Origin of the sequence: uncultured Algibacter sp. (genome assembly GCF_947490405.1) — a bacterium.
Taxonomy (GTDB): Bacteria; Bacteroidota; Bacteroidia; order Flavobacteriales; family Flavobacteriaceae; genus Algibacter_B.
This window is the reverse complement of record NZ_CANLGU010000003.1, coordinates 135,982-160,578: the sequence shown is the minus strand read 5'-3', so window position 1 is coordinate 160,578 and position 24,597 is coordinate 135,982. Positions and strand designations below refer to the sequence as shown.

Genomic DNA, 24,597 nt, shown 5'->3' with positions numbered 1-24,597 from the left:
GGCTTTGTACGTAGATATTTTAAGTAAATAATCATGCCTTGTGTTAAGTGTAAGCTGTTTGTTTGTCAATATGTTATGTATTTAATATGCATTATGACAGGTTTTTATATGTGACAAAAAGAGGTTTTTACATGGTTAACATCATACATAAAATCTATGACTACTTATATATTTGTCAAAAAATAAGTATTTATACTTAGTTAATTAAAAACACATAACATGAAATCTCTATTAAAACGCACATCTTGGATTTTACCCGTAGCAGTTCTACTATTTGCTTGTGGTGGCGAAAAGAAAAAAGAAACTGTTGTAGCTGAAGCTACTCCAGCAAGTACAACAAAAACATTAGAAATTGAAAAGCCTCAATTAACATTTGGGTTTATTAAACTAACAGATATGGCACCTTTAGCCATTGCTAAAGAAAAAGGATTCTTTGAAGATGAAGGCTTATTTGTTTCTGTCGAAGCACAATCTAACTGGAAAAACGTATTAGACCGTGTTATTGATGGTCAATTAGATGGTTCTCATATGCTAGCAGGTCAGCCAATTGCAGCAGGTGCAGGTTTTGGTCGTCAGGCAGAATTAGTAACGCCATTCTCTATGGATTTAAATGGTAATGGTATTACAGTATCTAACGATGTTTGGAGTAAAATGAAGCCAAATGTACCTAAAGGTGCTGATGGTAAGCCAATTCACCCAATAAAAGCTGAGGCTTTAAAGCCTGTTATCAATGAGTATAAAAACTCTGGTAAGGCGTTTAAAATGGGTATGGTATTTCCTGTGTCTACACACAACTACGAAATAAGATATTGGTTAGCAGCAGCAGGTATTCACCCAGGTATGTATACTGCTGATAACGTACAAGGACAAATTGATGCAGAAGTTTTATTATCTGTTACGCCTCCGCCGCAAATGCCTGCAACGCTTGAAGCTGGTACTATTTACGGCTACTGTGTAGGAGAGCCATGGAATCAGCAAGCCGTATTTAAAGGAATAGGTGTCCCAGTTACTACCAACTATGATATTTGGAAAAATAATCCAGAAAAAGTATTTGTAATGACAAAGAAATTTGTTGACGAAAATCCTAACACTGCCATTGCTGTAACTAAAGCATTAATTAGAGCAGGTAAATGGTTAGACGAACCAGGAAACAGAGCAGAGGCTGTAAAAATATTATCTATGAGTCAATACGTAGGTGCTGATGAGGCTGTATTAGCAAACTCTATGACAGGTACGTTTGAATTTGAAAAAGGTGATAAGCGTGAGATGCCAGATTTTAACGTATTCTACAAGTACAATGCAACATATCCATTCTACTCTGATGGTATATGGTTTTTAACGCAAATGAGACGTTGGGGACAAATTCCTGAAGCTAAACCTGCAGATTGGTACGCATCTACAATAAAGGATATTTACAGACCAGATATCTGGACTAAAGCTGCTAAACTTTTAGTAGAAGAAGGCAATATTCCTGCTAGTGATATTCCAACAACAGATGGATACAAACCAGCTACTGCCGACTTTATTGATGGAACAACTTATGATGCCAAAGATCCTATTGCATACATAAACAGTTTTAAAATTGGTAATAAGGACAAAGCTTTACAGTAAATAAAAACACATGTCATGCTGAACTAGTTTCAGCATGACATAAACAAACACTAAACACTATCTAAATAAAGAGTTATGAAGCAAAGTGTAACATTAGGAAAAGTAACCAAATTTATGGGATTAGGCTTTTTAAGTACATTTAAAGATCTATTCACGGGGAAGCTAGAAAAGGAAGATTATAAAGCTTTTTTGCGTAAAGTAATTGTACCTGTTGCTTCTGTTCTATTATTTTTAGGATTATGGCATTTAGGCGCAAAGTCGCTTTATAATGTTGAAGCTGAATTTAGAATAGAAAAAGCATTAAATGAACAAGGACAAGTTGCGGCAGATGAAATGGCTGCGTGTATTGCTAGTGGCGATATTAGCTGCCAGCCAAATACATTGCCATCGCCTTCTCAGGTTTGGGCTTCGTTTCAATCTTTGTTGAACGACCACGCTTTAATTAGCGCTGATAAAGCTGCTTTTAAAGAAAAAACAGCAACCTTAAATGAAAAACGAGTTGCTGAAGGTAAAGATCCAATTGTTTATACAGGTCGTCCTTCATTCGTTGATCAAATCTTTAGAAGTTTAAAAACAGTATTTGCGGGGTTCTTTTTAGCATTACTTATTGCTGTGCCTCTTGGAATTTTTATAGGATTGAGTCCAACTTTAAAAAGTGCGTTTAACTGGTTTATCCAGATTTTTAAGCCTGTATCGCCTGTAGTTTGGTACTTGTTAGTGTTTATGATTGTAAAAACTTTATTGATTGATTCTAGTGAGGATAGCTCATTTAGTATTTCGTTTATAGCAGTTGGTTTATGTTCTATGTGGGCCACATTGGTAAACACGTCTATGGGTGTTTCATCGGTAGATAAAGATTATATAAACGTTGCTAAGGTTTTAAAATTAGGAAATTTTCAAAAGGTGTTTAAAGTGGTGTTACCATCGTCTTTACCATTAATATTTACGGGTTTAAAAATTACTTTATCTGTAGCGTGGATGGTATTAATTGCTATTGAGCTTTTGGCGCAGAGTCCTGGTTTAGGATTGTTTGTTTGGGAGGAATTCCAAAATGGTGCAAACGACTCTAACGCCAAAATTATAGTTGCCATGTTTGTTATTGGTATCATTGGTTTCTTGTTAGATCGCCTAATGTTATCTATACAAAATGCGGTGTCTTTTGAGAAAACAGATGCGATATAATGTTGAATTGTTTAAATGTTTAATCGTGGAATCGATTAAACACATCAACAAATAAACACTTAAACACTAACAAAATGGCATACTTAGAATTAAAAAATATTTACAAAACCTACGGAACAGATGAGAACGCAACCGAGGTGCTATCTAATATTAATTTGTCGATAGAGGAAGGCGAGTTTGTGGCAATCGTAGGGTTTACTGGAAGTGGAAAAACCACGTTGGTAAATTTGATAAACGGATTGCTTGAGCCTACCAAAGGCGAGGTGTTGTTTAAGGGGAAACCTGTTGAGGGTACGAGCCATGAGCGTGGTGTGATTTTTCAGAATTACTCGTTATTGCCTTGGTTAACGGTTGAGCAAAATGTATTAATGGCTGTGAAAGAGGCTTTCCCGAAACGTGAAAAAGCGGTTTATAAACGAAAAGCAGCGTACTACATTGATATGGTTGGTTTAACTCCTGCTATTAATAAATTGCCTAAAGAATTATCGGGTGGGATGCGCCAACGTGTGGCGGTGGCCAGAGCATTATCTATGAAACCTGATATGATTATTATGGATGAACCTTTAGGGGCGTTAGACGCTTTAACTAGAGGAACGCTTCAAGATCAGATTTTAAATATTTGGGGAAAGGATAAGCGCACAGCATTATTGATTACTAACGATGTAGATGAAGGGATTTATATGGCAGACCGTATTATACCGTTACGCCCAGGTCCAAATGCGACTCTAGGGCCTGAATTTAAGATTGATATTGAGCGCCCACGCGATAAGACAGAAATGAACGATAACCCAAATTATAAAAAAACCAGAAATGCTATTATTGAGTATTTAATGGATATTGGGGAGGAGCGTAAATCTCAAGTTTCTGAAGAGTTTGTGCTTCCAGATTTAGCACCAAAAGATTTTGTTAACCAATTTAGATAAGCATATCATGAGTACAATAATTGAAAATAAAGCAAATATTATTACTGATACTTCTGGGTTTCCTTCTAGAGATGTGATGCTAGATTTAAAAGACTTAAAAAAAGTATATCCAACACCAAAAGGGGATTATGTGGTATTAGAACATTTAAACCTTCAAATTAAAAAAGAAGAGTTTGTTACCATTATTGGCCATTCTGGATGTGGTAAAACGACTATGTTGTCTATGATTGCAGGACTGAATCCGATTTCTGGAGGAAACATTTCGGTATTAGGAAAGCATATTAAAGGACCAGGACCAGACAGAGGTGTTATTTTTCAGGCACCGAGCTTGATGCCTTGGATGACAGCTTTACAGAATGTAATGTTGGGTGTAAACCAAGTATTTCCTCATGCTACCAAAAACCAACGTAACGATATTGCTAAATATTATTTACAGAAGGTAGGCTTAGAGGATGCGTTTAATAAGCGAGCTTCAGACTTATCGCAAGGAATGCAACAACGTGTGGGTATTGCTCGTGCATTTGCGATAAAGCCAAAAGTGTTATTACTGGATGAGCCTTTTGGAATGTTAGATTCCCTAACGCGAGGCGAATTGCAAGATACCTTAATTGATATCTGGAATAAAGAAAAAATTACAGCTGTAATGATTACTCACGATGTGGATGAAGCGATATTTTTAGCAGATCGTGTTGTGATGATGACTAGCGGACCTCGTGCTAAAATTGGCGATGTTCTAGATATAGATTTTGAAAGACCTAGAACCCGTAAAGCCGTTTTGGAACACGACGATTATTATAAATACAGAAAACACTTAATAGACTTCTTAGAGCACTAATTTTAAAAAAAGACATATTTATTTTTTATAGGTTATGAAACATGAGAAATATCATAATCCTGGGGTTTTTGCACCCATATATTTGCATCAAAATAGAATTAAAAATGATTACAAACTCAATAAAATCGAATAAAAATTCAAACTTAAAACAAAGAACAATGAAAAAACAATATGCATTAATAGGCTTGATGGCTTTGATGATTCAATTTGCACAAGCGCAGTTTACACTAGAAGGAGAATTTAGACCACGTTCGGAATATTTTGGAAACGGAGGTAATTTTACAGGAGGATCTTTTCCAGCACAAACTGCTACAGATGCTGATGAAGGCTTTATAAGAACTACAGTAAGAGCAGCTATAATTGCTAAGTATAAAGCTGAAACCTATTCAGTATATACGAGTTTTCAAGAAGTATTTGCTTTTGGGGACAGACCTCAAATCTCTACAGCAGGTAATGGAAACTTTAGAGTTCAAGAAGCTTGGGCCGATTTGAAACTTGGAGAATTTTCTAGTTTAAAATTAGGGCGTCAGCCATTATCTTATGATGACCAAAGAATTCTAGGAGGACTAGGATGGGCACAACAAGCAAGAACGCATGATGCAGCAGTTTACATGTACAAGAAAAATAAACTAAGCTTAGATATTGGTGGTGCTTTAAATACAACTTTAGATGAAGTTTATAATACTTCGGCATTATTTTCTTATAGAGATATGGTGTTTGCCAGAGTAAATAACAAAGGAGAAAAATTCAATATTTCTTTCTTGGCTTTATTAAATACATTCCAAGATTCTGCTGTAGATGGTTCTAATAAATCTAGTTTACTTACAGCAGGTGCGCATGCAGATTATAAAACTGGTGCATTATCATTAGCTGCAAACTTATACCTTCAAGAAGGAGAACGAGTAGGAGGTGTTGATGTAAAAGGAGCACTTTTAGCAAGTATTTTAGCAAAGTATAAAGTTTCTGATAAATTAACTTTAGGAGCTGGTTACGAAAGTATTTCTGGTAGAAAAGATGATTCTGCAGCATTCTTCCCATTATACGGTACAAACCACGCTTTTAATGGTTTAATCGATAGATTTTATGTTGGGAATCATGGAAATGCAGGTGGTTTAAATGATTTACAAGTATCTCTTGCTACTAAAATTTCTGGTTTAGCAGTTACTCTAACAGGACATTACTTTACTGAAGTAGAAGATGTTGATGGTTTTGATGGTAAAGATTTAGGTTCTGAGATAGATTTAGTAATTGCTAAGAAATTTAAAGAGTTTAAGTTAGTAGGAGGTTATTCTCATTTCTTTGAACCAAGTGAAATTTCAGATTTGCCAGGAGTAAAAAGTACCCAAAACTGGGCATGGGCAATGTTAATCATCAAACCTAAATTTATCAATTAATAATATAGATGATTTTTTTCATCGTGAATTGGATATAATTTTCATTTTAGTGTTAATTAGTTTGATATTCCAATTTATGAATCCCGCCTTAGGCGGGATTTTTTTTATTCATTTTTTAAAAGTCACGTTAACTAATTCAAAGTACATGTTTACTCAATATAGATTGTTTTAACTTAGGATAGCTAGTAGTTTCGATGTAACTAAAAACAAATATTATGGAACAAAAATTCAATCTTACAATTGCAAAACCATGCTCAGAAAAGTTTAATAAGTTTAAGCAAACACCAACTGGTGGCTTTTGTAATTCATGCAAAAAAGAAGTTGTTGATTTTAGAAATTTGAGTGATGAACAAATCGTCAAATACTTTAATAATAATAAAGGAAATACGTGTGGTTATTTTGATACTTCTCAAATAAATAGAACGATTGGTAAAGTAAAGTTTAAACAATCTACTCAATTTAAATTTTTTAGAGTTGCAGCAATTGCTTTACTATCCTTGTCATCCCTTCATCATATTCAAGCTCAAGAGCAAAAGCATAAAACAGAGGTTGTTCAAAATGAAAATCAATTAAAAGATAGTCAAAGCCATAAAAGCGAATCACAACAATCTTTACTAACAGGTATAGTCGCAGATGCATCAGGTCCGCTTCCAGGTGCAAATATTATTTTAAAAGGAACAGCGATCGGTACATCAACTGATTTTGATGGTGAATTTGAATTCCCAAAAGTATTAAAAGAAGGAGATGTTTTGGTAATTAGTTTTTTGGGCTATGCAACACAGGAAATAGTAATTAAAAAAGAGCAAACTATATTGAATGCTGAATTAAATATTAATATGAAAGAAGACTTATCATGTTTTTTAATGGGTGAGGTTGAAGTGAATGAAGTTTATAAATCCAAGCCCACGTTTTGGCAAAGAATTAAGAATATTTTTTAAATGAAAAGATATATTATCATACTTGTCTTTTTATTTAGTATCTCTAATCAAGCTCAAAAGTCTGATTTCAAACATATTAATTTTAAAAAGGCTGATGCATTTACAGATATGTATCAAGATTATACTCTAGAAAACCTTCCTTTATTGGCATATAATCTGACACATAATTTGAACACCCAAGTAGAAAAGTTTAGGGCTATTTATACTTGGGTATGTTCTAATATTGAAAGTGATCATAGTTTTGGAGAACTCACATTAAAAAAACGAAGAAGGTTTAAAAATGATAGTATAGCCTTTACAAATTGGAATAGGGAAGTAAAGCCTAGGTTCTTTAAACGGCTTTTAAAGCAGAAAAAAACGATTTGTACAGGCTATGCTTATTTGGTTAGAGAATTAGCGAACTTAGTTGATATAGAATGTGAAATAATAAATGGTTACAGTAGAACCACCAAGCATAATATTGGTAGTATAGATATTCCAAACCATTCATGGAATACTGTAAAACTTAATGGAAAGTGGTATCTAGTTGATGCAACTTTGGCTAGTGGTTACTATAATGTAGATGAACAAAAATTTGTTAAAAGTTATAATGATGGTTATTTTTTAGCAGCCCCAAAACTATACGCAACTAAGTACTTTCCTCTTGAAAAAAAGTGGTTATTAACTAAAGATGAAATTGATTTGAAGCAATTTGTTAATTTACCAGTAACTTATGGAAGTACCTTTAAATATGGTGTAATACCTGTAACACCAAACACTTTATTATCAAGAATAGCTGTTGGTGAAGAGGTTATGTTTAGGTTTAAAATCCGCGATAAATGGGATATAGAATATATGCAACTTGTCTTGAATAGCGGTTTAAGAAGTGAAAGATTGAAAGTAAAGCCTTCAAATTATGATAACGGCATTATAGAAATGAAATACCGTTTTAATAAAAGAGGTAATTATACTGTTCATTTTATGGTAAACAAGGATGTTGTTGTATCATACAATATAAAAGTTGTAAGAGCGAATACGCAAATAGGTACCAGTATTTGATATATTAATGACGGATAAATAATTATCCAAATTCAAATACATTTCTTACATTTAAGCAGTAAACAAAAAATATGCTTAAAAAAGTTTTTGCAAGTGCCGTTTTTGGTGTGGAAGCTTCAACTGTGACTGTTGAAGTAAATGTAGATAAAGGCGTTGGATACCATTTAGTAGGTTTGCCAGATAATGCTATAAAAGAGAGTAATTACCGTATAGCCGCGGCACTTCAGAATAACGGTTACAGAATTCCAGGAAAGAAAATTATCATCAATATGTCCCCCGCCGATTTACGAAAGGAGGGAAGTGCTTACGATTTAACGTTGGCTATTGGAATTTTGGCGTCTTCAAGTCAGATAAAAGCTGAAGATTTAGACCGCTATTTAATTATGGGCGAGTTATCTCTTGATGGCAGTTTACAACCTATAAAAGGTGCATTACCCATTGCGGTTAAAGCTAGGGAAGAGAGTTTTAAAGGCTTTATTTTACCCTCTCAAAATGCTAAGGAAGCTGCTATTGTAAATGATTTGGAAGTTTATGGTGTAGAAAATATAGAGCAAGTCATTAATTATTTTGATAAGGGAGAACCTTTAGAGCAAACCATTATTGATACAAGAAAAGAATTCGAGAAGAATTTGAACTATCCAGAGTTTGATTTCTCGGATGTTAAAGGGCAAGAAGGGATAAAGCGCTGTATGGAAATTGCAGCAGCAGGTGGCCATAATATTATTTTAATTGGGCCTCCAGGAGCAGGAAAAACGATGTTAGCGAAACGCTTACCAAGTATCTTACCGCCTATGACCTTGCATGAAGCTTTGGAAACCACAAAAATTCATTCTGTGGTAGGTAGAGTGAAAGATACGGGATTAATGGCGCAGCGTCCGTTTCGTAGTCCCCACCACACCATATCTAACGTGGCTTTAGTTGGTGGTGGTAGTTATCCACAACCTGGAGAGATTTCATTGTCGCACAATGGTGTTTTGTTTTTAGATGAATTACCAGAGTTTAAGCGTGAAGTTTTAGAAGTCATGCGTCAACCTTTGGAAGATAGGGAAGTGACTATTTCTAGAGCAAAATTTACGGTAACCTATCCGTCGTCCTTTATGTTGGTAGCCAGTATGAACCCAAGCCCGGGAGGATATTTTAACGATCCTGATGCACCAGTAACATCGAGTCCTGCTGAAATGCAACGGTATTTAGGAAAGATTTCTGGTCCGTTGTTGGATCGTATTGATATTCATATTGAAGTGACGCCTGTACCGTTTGATAAATTGAGTGATGATAGAAAAGGAGAAACTTCTGTAGATATTAGAAAACGGGTGACGGCAGCAAGAGATATTCAAAGCAAGCGTTTTGAAGATTCTGAAACCGTGCATTATAACGCGCAAATGAATGTGAAGCAAATTCGTAAATACTGCGTTTTGGATGACGCCTCAAAAGAGTTATTAAAAACGGCTATGGAGCGTTTAAACCTATCAGCAAGAGCTTATGACAGGATTTTGAAAGTGTCAAGAACCATTGCAGATTTAGAAGGTTCAGAACACGTGAATGGCTCTCATATTAGCGAAGCGATTCAGTATCGTAGTTTGGATCGTGAGGGGTGGTTGGGGTAAAATTCCAGCGAATGCAGGAATCTTTTCATATTTACTCAGAATACCACTAGTTACAAACTAGCAGTAGCTGGGGAATTATTTGAAAATTGAATAAAACTGTTTTAAATTAACAAATAACTGTTAATAAAAACACTATATATAAATACATATAGTTCTTACAAACAACTACTTTTAATTTAAATTGTGAGTGATAAAAACAAAAAAAGATAGCTGGTTCTAAAAAGCTAGTAAAAAAAAGTGTAAAATACGTAGGTCAAAAAATAGTAAGAAAAGGTGCTGATGGTACTAAAGGTTTGAAAACTGGTACTAGACCTAAGAAATAAAAATATATTATGTGTGATAAAAACAAAAAGACAGGGAATCAATCAGATAGTAATTCTTCCAATAGTAATAATGAATCAAAATATATTGGTCTTAAAATTGACAGAAAAGGGGCTGAAAATAATAAAGGTTTGAAAACAGGTACAAGACCTAAAAAATAGAATAACTAAAATAGGTTAATAAGCTTAAACCAATTATCATTGATAAAATTGAAATAGCATTGAAAATATCAGTAACTAAATTATAACGTTTAATTTTATTATCGTATTTTTTTTGTTCACATTCTAATTCAAGTTTTTTCTTTTTTTTAATTTTTTCATCCTCAAGTATTTTAAGTTCTGTTTGAATATATTCTTCTTCAAAATGATTTGCATAATATGCACTTAGTTGAGAACCAAAATTTATAAGAATTGCTAATAGTAATGTTATTCCAGTCCACAATAGTAATCTAGTATCTTCAATTATTATATTCCCAGTTTTAAATTCTCGAAGAGTTTCAAAAAGAACATATAAACCACCGCCACTTATACTTATTACAAGTAAATCCATTCTTTTTAAAGAATAATCTGATTTTTCTTTAGTATTAGTTAAATGTTCAGACCATTCTTGATATTTTATTTCGTTTTTTTTCTTCATTATTTTAATTAAAAAAGGAATTAATATCAATTATATCAGCTTCATTAGGATTAAAATTTTCAATTTCAAAAGCTTCTACAACTTGTAAAAGTAAATCACGTTTTTTTTGTGTTACGTAATCTTCAAGATTTCTATCAGTACCAACAGCTTCAATATCATTGTAAATTCTCGATGATTCTCTAATTGGTAAAGTTTGGAAATTTGCTATTTGAGAGTCTTTTTCAAAGCAATAAATATTACAGGAATAAGTACTGTTAAATCTTGCCTGGGTAAATAAGCAAGTATGCTTTTTTAGAAAATTATCTAATGTCATATTTTTTTAAACTTTTTAATTTTTTATACTATTTATTATAAACGAATATAAGAAATGACTTTCAAACAACACATTAATTTAGAAACAGAAACTATTACAGGGTTTTGTAAATCAGTAAAAGAAATTGAAATTAAGAAAATATATAACCCCGCTACCGCTAGTTTGTAACTAGTGGCGTCATAAGTAAGTCTCAAAAAATATCTATTTTGTTCTTTGAAGTTTATCATATTAAAGTATATTACAAACAATAGAATTAAACTCAGCAAACTCACCAAATTCTAAGAATTCAAAAAAGCATTCAGCAAACAAGGGCGTTAGGGATTGTACGGCATATTCGAAATCCCCTACACAGGAGGGGTTGAGTAGTGAAAGCCCGATCTAGGTCCTGAAATAAATTCAGGATATAGGTAACGCCCAAATAATTACATTCAATATTAACGATTAAGTAGTTTAAGGTTATTATTTAATATTTTTATAGGATGAAAAAAATGATAACCGTTTTAGTTGTATTACTAATTTTTAGCTGCAATTCTTCGAAAGATGATAAAAAAGAAATTAAAATTGAACCTACTATTGAAATTGTTGAACCTCCGATTTTAAACTTAGAGCAAGCCAATAAGCTAGCCCATTTACCATTACATTGCATAAATACAGAATATCCAAACCGCTTATCTCAAACTTTAGGTGGAGACGAAGACTTGAAATCTCCAACTGAATTACATCCTGCATTTTATGGGTGTTTTGATTGGCATTCATCTGTTCACGGGCATTGGAGTTTAGTAAGTTTATTAAAATCGTTTCCAAATATTGATAATGCTGATGTTATCAAACAAAAGTTACTCAATAATATTTCAAAACAAAACATTGAATCGGAAGTTGCTTATTTTTATGGGAAGCATAACAAATCTTACGAGCGTACTTATGGTTGGGCGTGGTTACTAAAACTCGCAGAAGAATTACACACTTGGGATGATGAAACTGCAAGACAATTGGAAAGCAATTTACAGCCATTAACCAATTTAATAGTAGGGAAGTATATAGAGTTTTTACCAAAATTAAATTATCCACAGCGTGTAGGAACACATACTAACACTGCTTTTAGTTTATCTTTTGCTTATGATTATGCTGAGGCTTTAAACCATGATGAATTAAAACATGCTATTAAAGCGCGTGCCTTGTATTTTTATAAGCATGATAAAAGCTGCCCAATTACCTGGGAGCCCAGTGGAAGTGATTTTTTATCACCTTGTTTAGAAGAAGCAGCTTTAATGAAACGCTTATTGGATTCTGTAGATTTTAAGGCTTGGTTAGATAGTTTTTTGCCACAATTAAAAGATGTGAATTTTAATCTGGAAGTTGGCATTGTGTCTGATAGAACAGATGGTCATTTGGTACATTTAGATGGTGTTAATTTTTCTCGTGCTTGGAGTTTGTATAAAATTGCTGAAGGGTTACCAGAATATAAACATCTAGAAAATATAGCTAATATTCATATTAATTATTCGTTGCCTGCCATATTTGGAGATAGGTATGAAGGTGGGCATTGGTTAGGTAGTTTTGCAATTTATGCATTGAACTCTGCTAGAGAATGGTTAATTTAGAATTGTGCAAAATAGAATTATTGATATTAATGCAGATGTTGGCGAGGGTTTAGGCAATGAAGCCCAATTAATGCCATATATCTCGTCCTGTAATATTGCCTGTGGCGGACATGCTGGAGATATAGATACCATAAAAACGGTTGTAGAACTTGCTGTTAAGCATCATGTAAAAGTTGGAGCGCACCCATCATTCCCTGATAGCTTGAATTTTGGTAGACGTATTATGGAAATGTCTTGTGTAGCACTATACACTTCAATTCTAGAGCAAATAAAAATGTTAGTTCATGTCTTGGATGACTTGCATATGCCATTACATCATGTAAAGCCTCATGGTGCTCTGTATAACTTAGCAGCTATGGATGAAAAAACAGCAAATGTTATTATAGAAGTAATGAAGACTTCAATGTCTCACACAAAACTCTACGTGCCTTATAATTCTGTTATATCAGATTTAGCTATAAAAAATAATATTCCAATCGTTTATGAAGTTTTTGCCGATAGAAACTATAACGATGATTTAACTTTAGTTTCAAGATCAGAAAGGAATGCTATGATTGATGATGCTAATGCTATGTTTGAGCATGTGAGTTCGATGTTTTTCAAAGGGAAAGTGAAAACGGAGGCGCACAATTACAAAAGTATTAAGGCTGAAACATTTTGTATTCATGGAGATAACACTAGGTCTGTTGAACTTTTAAAAGCTTTGGTGAATCGTTTAAAATCAGAAGGTATAAGCGTACGTTAATTTATGAAGTTTCAATTAGAATATAAATCTTATCATGATCGTGCTATTATAGTTGAGTGGCCCTCAAAAATTGATAAATATATCTTGCGTGATATTATTCTTTTTAAAGCTAAGATTATATCAGATAATGATAGTAATAGACAAGAGTTAAGGTCTGCTTATAATTCGTTGTTAATTATTTATAAGGAATCAGTACATTTTAAAGCTGAAAAAGAAGCTTTAATAGCTATTTACTCAAGAGTTTCGACAGAAACTAGTTTAAACAGCAGATTATGGAAAATACCTGTTTGTTATGAAGAACATTTTGCTCTAGATTTACAATATATATCGAACGCTAAAGAACTATCTATAGAAGCGATAATTAAAAAACATTCAGAAGTAGTTTATACTGTTTATTTCATCGGATTTTTACCAGGTTTTTTATACCTAGGAGGCTTAGATGAAGACTTAGAAATACCCAGAAAATCAACTCCTCGTTTAAAAATTGAAAAGGGTGCAGTGGCTATTGGAGGGAATCAAACTGGGGTGTATCCTATTGAAAGTCCTGGAGGTTGGAATGTTATTGGAAACTCTCCAATTCAGTTTTTTAATGCCAAAAATAATCCACCATGTTTTGCTAAAACAGGAGATCAAATCCAATTTGTTCCTGTAAAAGTTAATACCTACAATAAGATTAAATCTCAAGTAGAAAACAATACCTATATAATTGAAAGCGAGATGATTTATGATTAAAGTATTGCAATCAGGATTTTACTCTACCATTCAAGATATAGGTAGATTTGGGTATCAAGATTATGGTGTGCCATATTCTGGTGTTATGGATAAACAAGCTGCTACAATAGCCAATACATTATTAGGAAATCATGAGAATAATGCTGTTTTAGAAATAACCATGACTGGACCTAAATTAAAGTTTGAATGTGACACTTTAATATGTTTATCTGGAGCTAGTATGAATCCGCAAATAAATAAAAATTACATACCCAATAACAAGATTTTTAATGTAAAAAAGGATGATGTGTTATCCTTTGGGAAATTAGATAGCGGATTTCGATGTTATCTTGCAGTATTAGGAGGATTTAACGTAGAAATGGTTATGAACAGTAGGAGTATGTATCAAAACATTACTCAACAGTCTTCTATAAAAAAAGGAGATCAACTGGCTATTAAAAATAGTACTTTTAATTATAAGATGCATCATTCAAATTTAAGGGTCAATACATCATATATTGATAATTTAACTTTAGAAGTGTATAGAGGACCAGAGTTTAAATATCTTTCAGTATCAAATCAAAAAAAAATATTGAGTTCAAGATTTACTATTTCAAAATATAATAACAGAATGGCTTATCAGCTAGAAGAAGTTTTAGCCAACAATCTTGACAGCATTATTACAGCTCCTGTATTGCCAGGAACTATACAATTAACACCTTCAGGAAAACTAATAATTTTAATGAAAGATTGTCAAACTACTGGAGGTTATCCAAGGGTGTTACAATTATCTGAATCTGCAATACATTCTCTAGCTCAAAAAATAACAGGTGATAAACTACAGTTTAAATGTCTTTAGAATACGTTTCTTTTATATTTTTTGTAGTCTGTTGAGTATCGGAATTCAGAACCGTTTTAATATAGTCTTTGTAAATTTTAGTATTTCTTATTTGACGTCTATTATTCTTAGGCTTAATAGCTGTTGATGTACCGATTCTATCTGCACCAGCGTCAATGTATTTGATAGCAGTATCAAAATCTCCAATACCTCCTGAGGCTTTAATTTTAGCCTTATTTCTAACGGTTTTTTTAATGATTTTCACAGCGGTTAATGTAGCACCACTTTTAGAAAATCCTGTAGATGTTTTAATAAAGTCTGCTTTAGCATCTAAACAAATTTCAGAGGCTTTAATAATTTCATTTTTATTTAACTCAGAAATTTCAAGAATTACTTTTAAAGGTATTTTTCTAATGGCTAGTTTTACATCACTAATATCTTTTAAAACCGATACGTAATTTCTGCTTTTTAAATAGCCTAAATTAATAACCATATCAATTTCATCCGCACCATCTTCGATAGCTTTTTCTGCTTCAAAAACTTTTGCTTGTGTGGACATTGCGCCCAAAGGGAATCCTATTACTGTACAAATCTTTACTTCTGAACCTACCAGTAATTGTTTAGCTAATGGAACATAACAACTGTTAATACATATACTGTAGAAATCATTAGACTTTGCTTCATCACACAAGTTCATAATATCGCGTTCTGAAGCAGTGGGTTCTAGTAAAGTGTATTCAATATAGTTGCTGATTTCCATTGATATAAGTAGGTTTTTTGTTAAAAAGATTAATTTCTTGAGGAGGAAAAAAATCTAAAATTTGTTTAATTAAATGTAATATTTAGGGCTTACATCCATAGCTAAATTATTAATTAAAATGAATTAACCTACATAAAAAGTTGAATTTTAGATTAACGGTAAAACATTTTAACTAATAACTAGATATACGGTAAAAAAGTACATTTGGTTTATAGTTTTTGCAAAAATTTAGGTTTCAAGTGACTAATGCGTTCTTCAAAACTATTTGTAGTAATAGGGTTGTTTACAGTTTCAAATAGTTTTATTAAATCTTGAGTATGTATTTCTCTTTTTTGAGTTAGCAAATTAAAATGAGCAAAACCACACCATATTACTGATTTTAGATGGCTTTTGTCTGAATTATACATACGCATTTCAACCTGCAAATTGCTTTCATCATAGTTTATTAATTGAGATTCAAGCACAATAGTTTCCATTAGTAATGCTGGCTTTAAGTAAGCTATTTGATTAGTAGTTGATACCCAACTCTTACCTTCAAGTTTTGCTATTTTGTATATGTCTAAGTTATAATGCTCAATTAGGACATCTTCTCTATGATTCATAAAGTAATTAATATAATTACCATTATTTAGGTGGTTGAAAGGATCACAATCTTGAAATCTAATTTTTGCTTTGCTAGTTAGGGTTTTTGAAAGTGTATTCATGTTTAAAAATTTAATTTATACCAATCGGTATATTATTAGTTAAAAAAATATTATAGTTTCAATTCGTTAGTAATCATTTGGTCTATGTAATTCATGGTATCCTTCATGTAAGACTCATCATTCATGGTGTAAGTCATAAAAATGGCACCTTGAATTACTGTATCTATTCGCTTAGCATATTGCATCGCATTAATTTCTGTTGAGATTTCTCCACATTCAATACCATTTTCTATGATACTACATAATTTATCTTGTATTCGTTGAATGGTGTCTCTAACTTTAGTAAGCAAACCTGAATTACTATTATTTGAATCTACACCAATATTAAGTACAGGACAACCACCAAGTTGTTTGCTAAATGGATAATAATTCCGATAAAAATCAGAAATTAGATAAAGTTTTTTAATTGGAGAATTACTTTGCTCTAAATGAATTGATAATGGTTTCATTAGAGATCTAACCATGTACTTGAATGCCGCATAAGCAAGTTCTTCTTTATTTTTGAAATTACCGTATATAGCACCTTTAGTTAAACCTGTAGCTTTAGTTATATCAAGCATGCTAGTGGCAGCATATCCATTCTTATTAAAAATTGGAGCAACAGTTTCTATGATGTATTGTGATGTTAATTCAGCTTTAGTTGTCATGATGAAGCAAATATAACAAAAATATACCAATTGGTATATTTTTGTTATAAATATAAAAAGCAACACTCATCTCTGTAGAGAGATTCATGTTGCTTTTCAACTAACCAACCACTTAATAGACTCTTTGTTAAAGAATATGTTACAAAGAAATCTATTAACTTTTAAAATTCTTCTGTAACTAGGTCGCCTTGGTTTCTAAAAACTAACTTATCATCAAAGGCATCTAGCAAAATAATGCTATCTGTTGTTACTTTTCCAGATAAAATTTCTTTACTCAGTGCGTTTAACACTTCTTTCTGTATAACGCGTTTTACAGGTCTTGCACCATATTCTGGGTTATAACCTTTTTCTGAAAGATAGCTTATCGCTTCTGGAGTTGCATCAAATGTAATGCCTTGTTGTGCAATCATTTTTGTTACACTTTTTAGTTGCAAGCCAACAATATTTACAATGTTTTCTTTACTTAAAGGTGTAAACATAACCGTATCATCAATTCTGTTTAAGAATTCTGGACGCACCGTTTGTTTTAATAAGGCTAAAACATCAACTTTGGCAGCTTCAATAGCAGAATCTATATCTTGTGTAGCCTCAAAACGCTCTTGAATGATATTGCTACCCATATTAGATGTCATGATGATGATGGTATTTTTAAAATCAGCAACACGACCTTTGTTATCTGTTAAATGGCCTTCATCAAGCACTTGTAGTAAAATATTAAAGGTGTCAGGATGTGCTTTTTCAATTTCATCTAAAAGCACTACAGAGTATGGCTTTCTTCTAACAGCTTCTGTTAATTGTCCGCCTTCATCATAGCCAACGTATCCAGGAGGTGCTCCAACTAACCGGCTTACTGCATGACGCTCTTGGTATTCACTCATGTCGATACGTGTCATCGCACTTTCATCATCAAATAAGTATTCCGCTAATGCTTTCGCAAGTTCTGTTTTTCCTACACCCGTTGTTCCAAGGAATAAGAAGGTTCCAATTGGTTTCTGTGGGTTTTGTAAGCCTGCACGACTTCGTCTTACGGCATCACTTACGGCTTCAATAGCTTCTTCCTGTCCAACAACGCGTTTGTGTAATTCATCTTCTAGTTTTAACAGCTTTTCGCGTTCGCTTTGTAGCATTTTTGTGACTGGAATACCTGTCCATCTTGCAACAATTTCTGCAATATCATCATAAGTCACTTCTTCTTTTATTAAAGAGTTTTCAGATTGCTCTTGCAATTGTTTTTGGAGAGTTTCTAATTGTTCTTGGCTCTCTTTGATCTTTCCATAGCGTAACTCAGCCACTTTTCCATAATCACCTTCACGTTCTGCTTTTTCTGCCTCTAATTTGAAATTTTCAATATCTTGTTTTGTGTTTTGAATATTGTCTACTACTTCTTTTTCGGACTTCCATTTAGCATAAATATCATTGCGTTGCTCTTTGATATTAGCTAAGTCGGCACGAAGTGATTTTAACTTTGTTTCATCTTTTTCGCGCTTAATAGCCTCAATTTCTATCTCTAATTGCATGATTTTTCTATCCAAAACATCCAATTCCTCAGGTTTTGAGTTTATTTCCATACGCATTTTTGAAGCAGCCTCATCCATTAAATCAATGGCTTTGTCTGGTAAAAAACGATTGGTAATGTAGCGCTGAGATAACTCTACGGCACCAATAATGGCATCGTCTTTTATACGTACTTTATGGTGTGTTTCATATTTTTCTTTGATACCGCGTAGTATTGAAATGGCACTTTCGGTATCAGGTTCATCAACCATTACTTTTTGGAAACGACGCTCTAAGGCTTTGTCCTTTTCAAAATACTTTTGGTATTCATCAAGTGTTGTTGCGCCTATGGCTCTTAATTCGCCACGTGCTAGAGCAGGTTTTAAGATGTTTGCGGCATCCATAGCTCCTTGTCCGCCACCAGCACCAACTAAAGTGTGAATTTCGTCTATAAATAGAACAATATCACCATCACTTGTAGTTACTTCTTTAATTACTGCTTTTAAACGTTCTTCAAATTCACCTTTATATTTTGCTCCAGCGATGAGTGCTCCCATGTCCAAAGCAAAGATTTGTTTTTCTTTTAGATTTTCTGGAATATCACCATCTATAATTCGATGTGCTAAACCTTCAGCAATAGCAGTTTTACCAGTACCAGGTTCTCCAACAAGAATGGGGTTATTTTTGGTTCTGCGCGATAAAATTTGAAGTATTCGTCGGATTTCCTCATCACGACCAATAACAGGATCTAACTTACCATCTTTTGCTAATTGATTCAGGTTTTTGGCATATTTATTTAAGGCATTATAGGTTTCCTCTTGACTTTGAGAGGTTACGTTATCACCTTTTCTTAGTTCCTCGATAGTTGATTTTAAGCCTTTTTCTGTTACGCCTTGATCTTTTAGCATTTGTGCAATTTTGCTATTAGATTTAAAAACAGCTAAAATGAGATGCTCTACTGAAATATACTCATCTTTCATTTTTTTAGCAATCATTGCAGCTTCATTTAATGCTTTTCCTGTTTCTCTGGAAAGCATAAGTTCTGCTCCAGATACTTTAGGAAAACTCTCCAGTTGCTTATCTAAAGCTTGTTCTAATATTGAAATATTAACGTTTAGCTTTTTTAAGATGAATGGTAATACGTTTTCATCCACTTCAAAAACACCCTTAAAAATGTGTTCGTTTTCAATTTGTTGATGCCCGAAACCTTGCGCTATTTGTTGCGCTTGTTCTATGGCTTCTTGCGATTTTATGGTATAATTATTAAAATTCATGTTTATTTTTTTCTTTTTTGAGTGTTGTATTTTTCTTTTACGATTATACTTAGTCAATAATCTTACCAATGGGTTTAGGAGGACAAAATGTCTGTTTAGGCTAGGTTTTTAGTGACTTTTTGTCGGTTTGTAAGCTTTGAAACCGATTTCGACTGATAGTATGTATGCTTAAACTTTAATTGGTTTATTTTTGCGTTTGAGTATGCACACAACAGTGGTGCGTTAGGGATTGGAGTGGAAAGCCCACAGCGATCCCGAAGGTGGGAGCGAGGACTTGTAACAGAAAGCCCGACCCTTGTGGTAACGCCAAAAAAAAGAAAGTTATGGGATTGATTAAGAAATTATTTGGTGGAAATTCTGAGCCTAAAGAAGAAAAGGTTTTGCCATGGATTGCTTTAAATGATTTGAAGCAATTAGAGGTTATAGCAAAAAAGTCTGCAACTAAAACGCAGGTGGTTTTTAAGCATTCTACACGCTGTGGGATTAGTAGAATGGTAATGAATCAGTTTGTGGATGCTTATGATTTAACAGAAAATAATTTGGATTTGTATTATTTGGATTTGTTGAATTACCGGGAAGTTTCCAATGAGGTTGGTTATAAATTTCAGGTTATGCATGAGTCGCCACAAATTTTGGTAATTAAAAACGGTGTGGTAGTTACACATGCGTCTCATGGACAGATTAATGCAGTGGACTTATCTAGGTTTGTATAAACTTTTCTATCCTTGATTACGGAATACCTATTTGTATATGGGACTTTGCAGCATGATGCGAAAAACAATATGTCTCAGTTTCTTTGCTTAAATTCTAATGTTTTGGGTAAAGGTTATATCTACGGAAGACTTTACAAAATTTCTTGGTTTCCTGGTGTGATTTTAAGTACCGATACTTCTGAAAAGGTTTACGGTACCTTATTTAAATTGCATACTACTAGTGAAATATTACACTTTTTGGATGAGTATGAAGGTTTTATTGACTCTAATATTGAAGAAAGTCTATTTAGAAGAGAAATTACTACTGTTTTTTTAGAAAATGGGAATTCTATTGATGCTTGGGTGTATATTTACAACCAGAATATTGAAAACAAGCAACGAATTTTATCTGGGGATTTTCTAAAAGATGCCAAAAACTAAATTTACCGATACATTTTTTCACGAGTTTGAGGTTGTTAAGGATGTTACACTACCTAAACAATTTACTTTTCCATTTTACTACGAACCCCATAAATTGAGTGTTCTTGCAGCGGAAGATTTGCAGCGTTATTTAGAGATGCAATCCGATTTCAAGCATAATTTTGGCTTACACCCTAAAATGAAAGGCTTGCAAATTGGGAAGATGTTTGGTGTGATGGTGGTACAAAATACCGCTAGAGAAATAGGTTATTTAGCTGCGTTTTCAGGTAAACTTGCAGAGAATAATCACCACAAAGGTTTTGTGCCAACAGTTTATGATACTTTGGATAAAAACGGGTTTTATAAAAAAGGTGAAGCTGAATTGAATAGATTAAGTTCTGAGATTGAATTCCTGGAACAAGCACATGAATTTAAGTCTTTAAAATATGATTTAAACGCATCTTACTTAGGTTATGATAAGGCATTACTGGACTTAAAAACTTTAATTAAGGCCAAAAAACATGCCCGTAAGTTAGAGCGAGAACAAGCACTTGAGTTATTTTCTGAAGACGAATACAAACTGCTTGATGATACGCTAAAACAGCAGAGTATTCATTATAATCTAAGGTTAAGAGATTTGAAAGCGTATTGGAGTAATACTATTGAAACGCTTAAACTAAAAATTAAACACTTTGAAGCGCCAATTGAAGTTTTAAAAGCGAAACGTGCCAAATTATCTGCATCATTACAAAAACGTTTGCATGAGCAATATCGCTTTTTGAACGCTAAAGGAGAAACTAAAGATTTACTAGATATTTTCAAGGATACAGCTTCACCTATACCACCAGCAGCATCTGGCGAATGTGCTGCGCCAAAATTATTTCAGTATGCTTATGAGTGTGGATTAAAACCAATAGCTATGGCTGAGTTTTGGTGGGGTGCTTCCCCAAAATCTGAGGTTAGAAAGCACAAGCAATTTTATCCATCCTGTAGAAGTAAATGCGAGCCTATTCTTGGGCATATGATGAAAGGTTTGGATGTTGAAAATAATCCAATTTTAGAGGTTAAAAGTCATAATCAACCACTTGAAATTGTTTATGAAGATGACTATTTATTATTGGTTAATAAACCTCATGATTTTTTATCGGTGCCTGGAAAAACAACTTTAGATTCTGTTTACACCAAAATGAAGCAATATTTACCAAATGCCAAAGGCCCTTTGTTGGTGCATAGATTGGATATGTCTACATCTGGTTTATTATTAGTTGCTAAAAATGAAAGAACTTATAAAAAATTGCAAAAGCAGTTTATTGAACGTTCAGTAAAAAAGCGATATGTTGCGGTTTTAGATGGGGAAATTTCTAAAAAAGAAGGTATTATAGATTTGCCATTACGAGTAGATTTAGATAACAGACCGCAGCAATTGGTATGTTATGAACATGGAAAACCTGCTAAAACCAAATATGAGGTGGTTGACGTCGTAGCTGGAAAAACACGTATACATTTTTATCCAATTTCTGGTAGAACACACCAGTTACGGGTGCATGCAGCACATGTTGATGGATTGAATACGCCCATTATTGGTGATGATCTTTATGGTGTAAAAGGAGAGCGTCTATATTTACATGCGGCGCAATTGACGTTTATCCACCCTGTAACGCTTAAAGTTTTAGATATGATTTGTGAGGCGCCTTTTTAGTGCTTTTGTGAAATGATTTACGAGTTAAGTATTCATGATTGAGTTGTTTAGGTAAAGTACTATAGTCTTTATTAAGCTTTATCTTAAAAGTTATTGATTTTGTATATTAGATGTTTCTAAGGATAGAGGTTAATAGTGTCAAGAGATATCAAAAAAAAATGAATATGAAATCAAAATTACTTTTAGCAGTCTTACTGCTGAACTCACTGGTATGTGTATCTCAAGCTATTGACGTTAGATACAATCAAATAGGGTATTTTAATGATAGAGGTAAAGTGATTAGTCTAGTTGCTAATACCACCTTTTCTCCACAAGCATTTATTGTTTTAGATGCTGATGACAATGTTGTGCTTTCAGGAACTTCAGCTGCTGTAAATTACTGGTCGGACGCCCAAGAGTACGTGTCAAAAATAGATGTGTCATCTATCACTACATCTGGTACATATAGGCTTCAGGTTGGAGGTGAGGAAGTTTCATTTAATATTGGTGCAGATGTTTACCAAGCCATTTCTGATGCTAGTTTAAAATATTACTATTTCAATAGAGCTTCAACTGCAATTTCGTCAACTTATGGCGGTATTTATGCCAGAAGTATGGGGCATCCAGACACAAGTGTTCGTGTACATAGTTCAGCAGCATCCCCTGCAAGACCTACGAATACTATTATTTCTTCACCAAAAGGATGGTATGATGCTGGTGATTATAATAAATATATTGTAAATAGTGGTATTTCAACATATACGCTTTTAGCAGCTTACGAACATTTTGAAAGCTACTACCAAGCAAAAGCCATAGATATTCCTGAAACTGGTGGAAATTTACCAGACTTATTAGACGAGGTAAAGTGGAATTTAGATTGGATGCTTACAATGCAAGAGCCTTCAGATGGTGGTGTGTATCACAAATTAACTGGATTAAATTTTTCAGGCAGAATAATGCCAAATGCTTATACAGCAACACGATATGTGATAAAGAAAAGTACATCAGCAACTTTAAATTTTGCCGCAGTTATGGCAATGGCTTCACGAATTTATGCAAATTATGAGAGTGAATTACCTGGCTATAGCGATACACTTTTAAGTGCTGCAGAAGCAGCTTACGCTTGGGCTGAGGCAAACCCTACCGATTATTTTACAAACCCTAATGGTGTTAACACAGGTGAATATGGCGATAGCAATGTTAGTGACGAATTTCAATGGGCTGCGGTAGAACTATTTATTACTACAAACAATGTGAATTATAGTAATGATATTGTTGTGTCTAGTATTGGTAATGGTACACCAAGTTGGCAGTATACAGATCCTTTAGCTTTAATTTCAATGTTATATCATGATACTTCATTTCCTTCAAGCACTATTAACACTGCCAGAAGCACATTTATAAGTACTGCGGATGATTTAAAAAACCAAATAGAAAACTCTGCAATGAATATATCTATGGGAGTTTCTAATTGGGATTATGTTTGGGGTAGTAATAGTGTAGCTGCAAATCAAATTATGCTATTAGTTAGGGCTTACGAAATGACTAATGATGATACATATTTAGATGCTGCATATATTGGTATGGATTATTTATTAGGTAGAAATGGTACAGGCTACTCTTATGTTTCGGGCTTTGGAGAAATTTCACCTGTAAACCCACATCATAGAATATCTGATGCCGATGGTATTGCTGCGCCAATTCCTGGTATGCTATGTGGTGGACCTAATCCTGGACGTCAAGATGGATGTTCTGGATATATAAATACCTCTAATGCGGGTTCGTATGTAGATGATTGGTGCTCTTACGCATCAAATGAAGTAACCATCAATTGGAATGCACCTTTGGCGTATGCATTAAATGCCCTTAATTTTTATCAAAATGGCACTGCATTAAGTATTAATGATTATGCATTGGCGTCTGAAACGATATCCGTATATCCTAACCCTACAGAAGGTATAATTCAAATTAAAACTAGAAAAAAAATAGCTTATGTAGTAGTTTACAATACGCTTGGTAAAGTTGTGCATACTTCATCATCAGTACAGATTAGTTTGCCGAATATTCAAAACGGACTTTATATTTTAAAAATCACTACTGAAGATAACAGGACGTACACTAAAAAGTTACTAAAGCAGTAGAAAAGTTGTTTTTATATTTTTGATTTATAAAAATGTAAAATGATAGCGTTAGTCAAAATAAAAAAACTCCCAAAACTATTTGGGAGTTTTCATT

At 33.4% G+C, this 24,597-nt stretch carries 23 protein-coding genes; 17 read left to right on the top strand and 6 right to left on the bottom strand.

Annotated features, from left to right (window positions below; all coding sequences use genetic code 11):
• Positions 1–219: 219 nt before the first annotated feature.
• The 9 genes from Q0772_RS08460 to Q0772_RS08420 all read left to right on the top strand — a co-directional run bounded on the left by Q0772_RS08460 (position 220) and on the right by Q0772_RS08420 (position 10,010).
• Entirely contained in the window at positions 220–1,611 is a 1,392-nt protein-coding gene (locus Q0772_RS08460; RefSeq protein WP_298342913.1) for a CmpA/NrtA family ABC transporter substrate-binding protein, read from the top strand.
• 75 nt (positions 1,612–1,686) lie between these two features.
• Entirely contained in the window at positions 1,687–2,793 is a 1,107-nt protein-coding gene (locus Q0772_RS08455) for an ABC transporter permease (RefSeq protein ID WP_298342911.1), read from the top strand.
• 74 nt (positions 2,794–2,867) lie between these two features.
• Complete coding sequence (locus tag Q0772_RS08450) at positions 2,868–3,716, top strand: ABC transporter ATP-binding protein (protein WP_298342909.1); 849 nt, start codon at positions 2,868–2,870, stop codon at positions 3,714–3,716.
• A gap of 7 nt (positions 3,717–3,723) precedes the next feature.
• The gene (locus Q0772_RS08445) at positions 3,724–4,551 is read left to right on the top strand and encodes an ABC transporter ATP-binding protein (RefSeq protein ID WP_298342907.1); all 828 of its coding nucleotides are present in this window, start codon (positions 3,724–3,726) and stop codon (positions 4,549–4,551) included.
• 158 nt (positions 4,552–4,709) lie between these two features.
• A complete protein-coding gene (locus tag Q0772_RS08440) occupies positions 4,710–5,945 on the top strand; it encodes a hypothetical protein (protein ID WP_298342905.1) in 1,236 nt (411 codons plus the stop codon).
• A 215-nt stretch (positions 5,946–6,160) separates the two neighbouring features.
• Entirely contained in the window at positions 6,161–6,883 is a 723-nt protein-coding gene (locus tag Q0772_RS08435) for a carboxypeptidase-like regulatory domain-containing protein (protein WP_298342902.1), read from the top strand.
• A complete protein-coding gene (locus Q0772_RS08430; RefSeq protein ID WP_298342898.1) occupies positions 6,884–7,921 on the top strand; it encodes a transglutaminase domain-containing protein in 1,038 nt (345 codons plus the stop codon).
• A gap of 71 nt (positions 7,922–7,992) precedes the next feature.
• Entirely contained in the window at positions 7,993–9,528 is a 1,536-nt protein-coding gene (locus tag Q0772_RS08425; RefSeq protein WP_298342892.1) for a YifB family Mg chelatase-like AAA ATPase, read from the top strand.
• Between the two features lie 332 nt (positions 9,529–9,860).
• Positions 9,861–10,010, top strand: a complete 150-nt coding sequence (locus Q0772_RS08420; RefSeq protein ID WP_298342889.1) for a hypothetical protein — start codon at positions 9,861–9,863, stop codon at positions 10,008–10,010.
• Here the strand turns inward: Q0772_RS08420 and Q0772_RS08415 are convergent.
• A complete protein-coding gene (locus Q0772_RS08415) occupies positions 10,000–10,485 on the bottom strand; it encodes a hypothetical protein (RefSeq protein ID WP_298342886.1) in 486 nt (161 codons plus the stop codon). The two genes, Q0772_RS08420 and Q0772_RS08415, sit on opposite strands and share 11 nt — an antisense overlap.
• Positions 10,486–10,489: 4 nt before the next feature.
• Positions 10,490–10,798, bottom strand: a complete 309-nt coding sequence (locus tag Q0772_RS08410; RefSeq protein WP_298342883.1) for a hypothetical protein — start codon at positions 10,796–10,798, stop codon at positions 10,490–10,492.
• Positions 10,799–11,277: 479 nt separating this feature from the next.
• Here Q0772_RS08410 and Q0772_RS08405 point away from each other — a divergent pair, with 479 nt between their 5' ends.
• Genes Q0772_RS08405 through Q0772_RS08390 form a run of 4 tightly spaced genes read left to right on the top strand, consistent with a single transcriptional unit; the run spans position 11,278 to position 14,714 of the window.
• Positions 11,278–12,399: a DUF2891 domain-containing protein gene (locus tag Q0772_RS08405; RefSeq protein ID WP_298342880.1), complete on the top strand. Its 1,122-nt coding sequence runs from the start codon at positions 11,278–11,280 to the stop codon at positions 12,397–12,399.
• A gap of 4 nt (positions 12,400–12,403) precedes the next feature.
• Positions 12,404–13,144, top strand: coding sequence for a 5-oxoprolinase subunit PxpA (gene pxpA, locus Q0772_RS08400; RefSeq protein ID WP_298342877.1), 741 nt, complete (start codon positions 12,404–12,406; stop codon positions 13,142–13,144).
• Positions 13,145–13,147: 3 nt separating this feature from the next.
• The gene (gene pxpB, locus Q0772_RS08395; RefSeq protein WP_298342874.1) at positions 13,148–13,876 is read left to right on the top strand and encodes a 5-oxoprolinase subunit PxpB; all 729 of its coding nucleotides are present in this window, start codon (positions 13,148–13,150) and stop codon (positions 13,874–13,876) included.
• Positions 13,869–14,714: a biotin-dependent carboxyltransferase family protein gene (locus Q0772_RS08390; RefSeq protein WP_298342871.1), complete on the top strand. Its 846-nt coding sequence runs from the start codon at positions 13,869–13,871 to the stop codon at positions 14,712–14,714. The genes pxpB and Q0772_RS08390 overlap by 8 nt, the downstream gene beginning before the upstream one ends.
• Here Q0772_RS08390 and deoC read toward each other — a convergent pair.
• The 4 genes from deoC to clpB all read right to left on the bottom strand — a co-directional run bounded on the left by deoC (position 14,701) and on the right by clpB (position 19,572).
• Complete coding sequence (gene deoC / locus Q0772_RS08385; protein WP_298342868.1) at positions 14,701–15,453, bottom strand: deoxyribose-phosphate aldolase; 753 nt, start codon at positions 15,451–15,453, stop codon at positions 14,701–14,703. The genes Q0772_RS08390 and deoC overlap by 14 nt on opposite strands.
• Positions 15,454–15,662: 209 nt before the next feature.
• Positions 15,663–16,157: an acyl-CoA thioesterase gene (locus tag Q0772_RS08380; protein WP_298342864.1), complete on the bottom strand. Its 495-nt coding sequence runs from the start codon at positions 16,155–16,157 to the stop codon at positions 15,663–15,665.
• A 50-nt stretch (positions 16,158–16,207) separates the two neighbouring features.
• A complete protein-coding gene (locus Q0772_RS08375; RefSeq protein ID WP_298342861.1) occupies positions 16,208–16,804 on the bottom strand; it encodes a TetR/AcrR family transcriptional regulator in 597 nt (198 codons plus the stop codon).
• A 161-nt stretch (positions 16,805–16,965) separates the two neighbouring features.
• Positions 16,966–19,572: an ATP-dependent chaperone ClpB gene (gene clpB / locus Q0772_RS08370; protein ID WP_298342858.1), complete on the bottom strand. Its 2,607-nt coding sequence runs from the start codon at positions 19,570–19,572 to the stop codon at positions 16,966–16,968.
• A 323-nt stretch (positions 19,573–19,895) separates the two neighbouring features.
• On the opposite strand from clpB, the gene ytxJ reads away from it, so the two are divergent.
• The 4 genes from ytxJ to Q0772_RS08350 all read left to right on the top strand — a co-directional run bounded on the left by ytxJ (position 19,896) and on the right by Q0772_RS08350 (position 24,503).
• Positions 19,896–20,285 (top strand): bacillithiol system redox-active protein YtxJ, encoded by a 390-nt coding sequence (gene ytxJ, locus Q0772_RS08365; protein ID WP_298342856.1) that lies wholly within the window; start codon positions 19,896–19,898, stop codon positions 20,283–20,285.
• 12 nt (positions 20,286–20,297) lie between these two features.
• Entirely contained in the window at positions 20,298–20,705 is a 408-nt protein-coding gene (locus Q0772_RS08360) for a gamma-glutamylcyclotransferase family protein (RefSeq protein ID WP_298342852.1), read from the top strand.
• Positions 20,692–22,383, top strand: a complete 1,692-nt coding sequence (locus Q0772_RS08355; protein WP_298342849.1) for an RluA family pseudouridine synthase — start codon at positions 20,692–20,694, stop codon at positions 22,381–22,383. The genes Q0772_RS08360 and Q0772_RS08355 overlap by 14 nt, the downstream gene beginning before the upstream one ends.
• A 164-nt stretch (positions 22,384–22,547) precedes the next feature.
• Positions 22,548–24,503: a glycoside hydrolase family 9 protein gene (locus tag Q0772_RS08350; RefSeq protein ID WP_298342846.1), complete on the top strand. Its 1,956-nt coding sequence runs from the start codon at positions 22,548–22,550 to the stop codon at positions 24,501–24,503.
• The last annotated feature ends 94 nt before the right edge of the window (positions 24,504–24,597 follow it).

Excerpts from the sequence above, each read along its gene's own strand:
- Q0772_RS08460 (WP_298342913.1), top strand. The coding sequence starts at position 220 with ATGAAATCTCTATTAAAACGCACATCTTGGATTTTACCCGTAGCAGTT.
- Q0772_RS08455 (WP_298342911.1), top strand. The coding sequence starts at position 1,687 with ATGAAGCAAAGTGTAACATTAGGAAAAGTAACCAAATTTATGGGATTA.
- Q0772_RS08450 (WP_298342909.1), top strand. The coding sequence starts at position 2,868 with ATGGCATACTTAGAATTAAAAAATATTTACAAAACCTACGGAACAGAT.
- Q0772_RS08445 (WP_298342907.1), top strand. The coding sequence starts at position 3,724 with ATGAGTACAATAATTGAAAATAAAGCAAATATTATTACTGATACTTCT.
- Q0772_RS08440 (WP_298342905.1), top strand. The coding sequence starts at position 4,710 with ATGAAAAAACAATATGCATTAATAGGCTTGATGGCTTTGATGATTCAA.
- Q0772_RS08435 (WP_298342902.1), top strand. The coding sequence starts at position 6,161 with ATGGAACAAAAATTCAATCTTACAATTGCAAAACCATGCTCAGAAAAG.
- Q0772_RS08430 (WP_298342898.1), top strand. The coding sequence starts at position 6,884 with ATGAAAAGATATATTATCATACTTGTCTTTTTATTTAGTATCTCTAAT.
- Q0772_RS08425 (WP_298342892.1), top strand. The coding sequence starts at position 7,993 with ATGCTTAAAAAAGTTTTTGCAAGTGCCGTTTTTGGTGTGGAAGCTTCA.
- Q0772_RS08420 (WP_298342889.1), top strand. The coding sequence starts at position 9,861 with ATGTGTGATAAAAACAAAAAGACAGGGAATCAATCAGATAGTAATTCT.
- Q0772_RS08415 (WP_298342886.1), bottom strand. The coding sequence starts at position 10,485 with ATGAAGAAAAAAAACGAAATAAAATATCAAGAATGGTCTGAACATTTA.
- Q0772_RS08410 (WP_298342883.1), bottom strand. The coding sequence starts at position 10,798 with ATGACATTAGATAATTTTCTAAAAAAGCATACTTGCTTATTTACCCAG.
- Q0772_RS08405 (WP_298342880.1), top strand. The coding sequence starts at position 11,278 with ATGAAAAAAATGATAACCGTTTTAGTTGTATTACTAATTTTTAGCTGC.
- pxpB (WP_298342874.1), top strand. The coding sequence starts at position 13,148 with ATGAAGTTTCAATTAGAATATAAATCTTATCATGATCGTGCTATTATA.
- Q0772_RS08390 (WP_298342871.1), top strand. The coding sequence starts at position 13,869 with ATGATTAAAGTATTGCAATCAGGATTTTACTCTACCATTCAAGATATA.
- deoC (WP_298342868.1), bottom strand. The coding sequence starts at position 15,453 with ATGGAAATCAGCAACTATATTGAATACACTTTACTAGAACCCACTGCT.
- Q0772_RS08380 (WP_298342864.1), bottom strand. The coding sequence starts at position 16,157 with ATGAATACACTTTCAAAAACCCTAACTAGCAAAGCAAAAATTAGATTT.
- Q0772_RS08375 (WP_298342861.1), bottom strand. The coding sequence starts at position 16,804 with ATGACAACTAAAGCTGAATTAACATCACAATACATCATAGAAACTGTT.
- clpB (WP_298342858.1), bottom strand. The coding sequence starts at position 19,572 with ATGAATTTTAATAATTATACCATAAAATCGCAAGAAGCCATAGAACAA.
- ytxJ (WP_298342856.1), top strand. The coding sequence starts at position 19,896 with ATGGGATTGATTAAGAAATTATTTGGTGGAAATTCTGAGCCTAAAGAA.
- Q0772_RS08355 (WP_298342849.1), top strand. The coding sequence starts at position 20,692 with ATGCCAAAAACTAAATTTACCGATACATTTTTTCACGAGTTTGAGGTT.
- Q0772_RS08350 (WP_298342846.1), top strand. The coding sequence starts at position 22,548 with ATGAAATCAAAATTACTTTTAGCAGTCTTACTGCTGAACTCACTGGTA.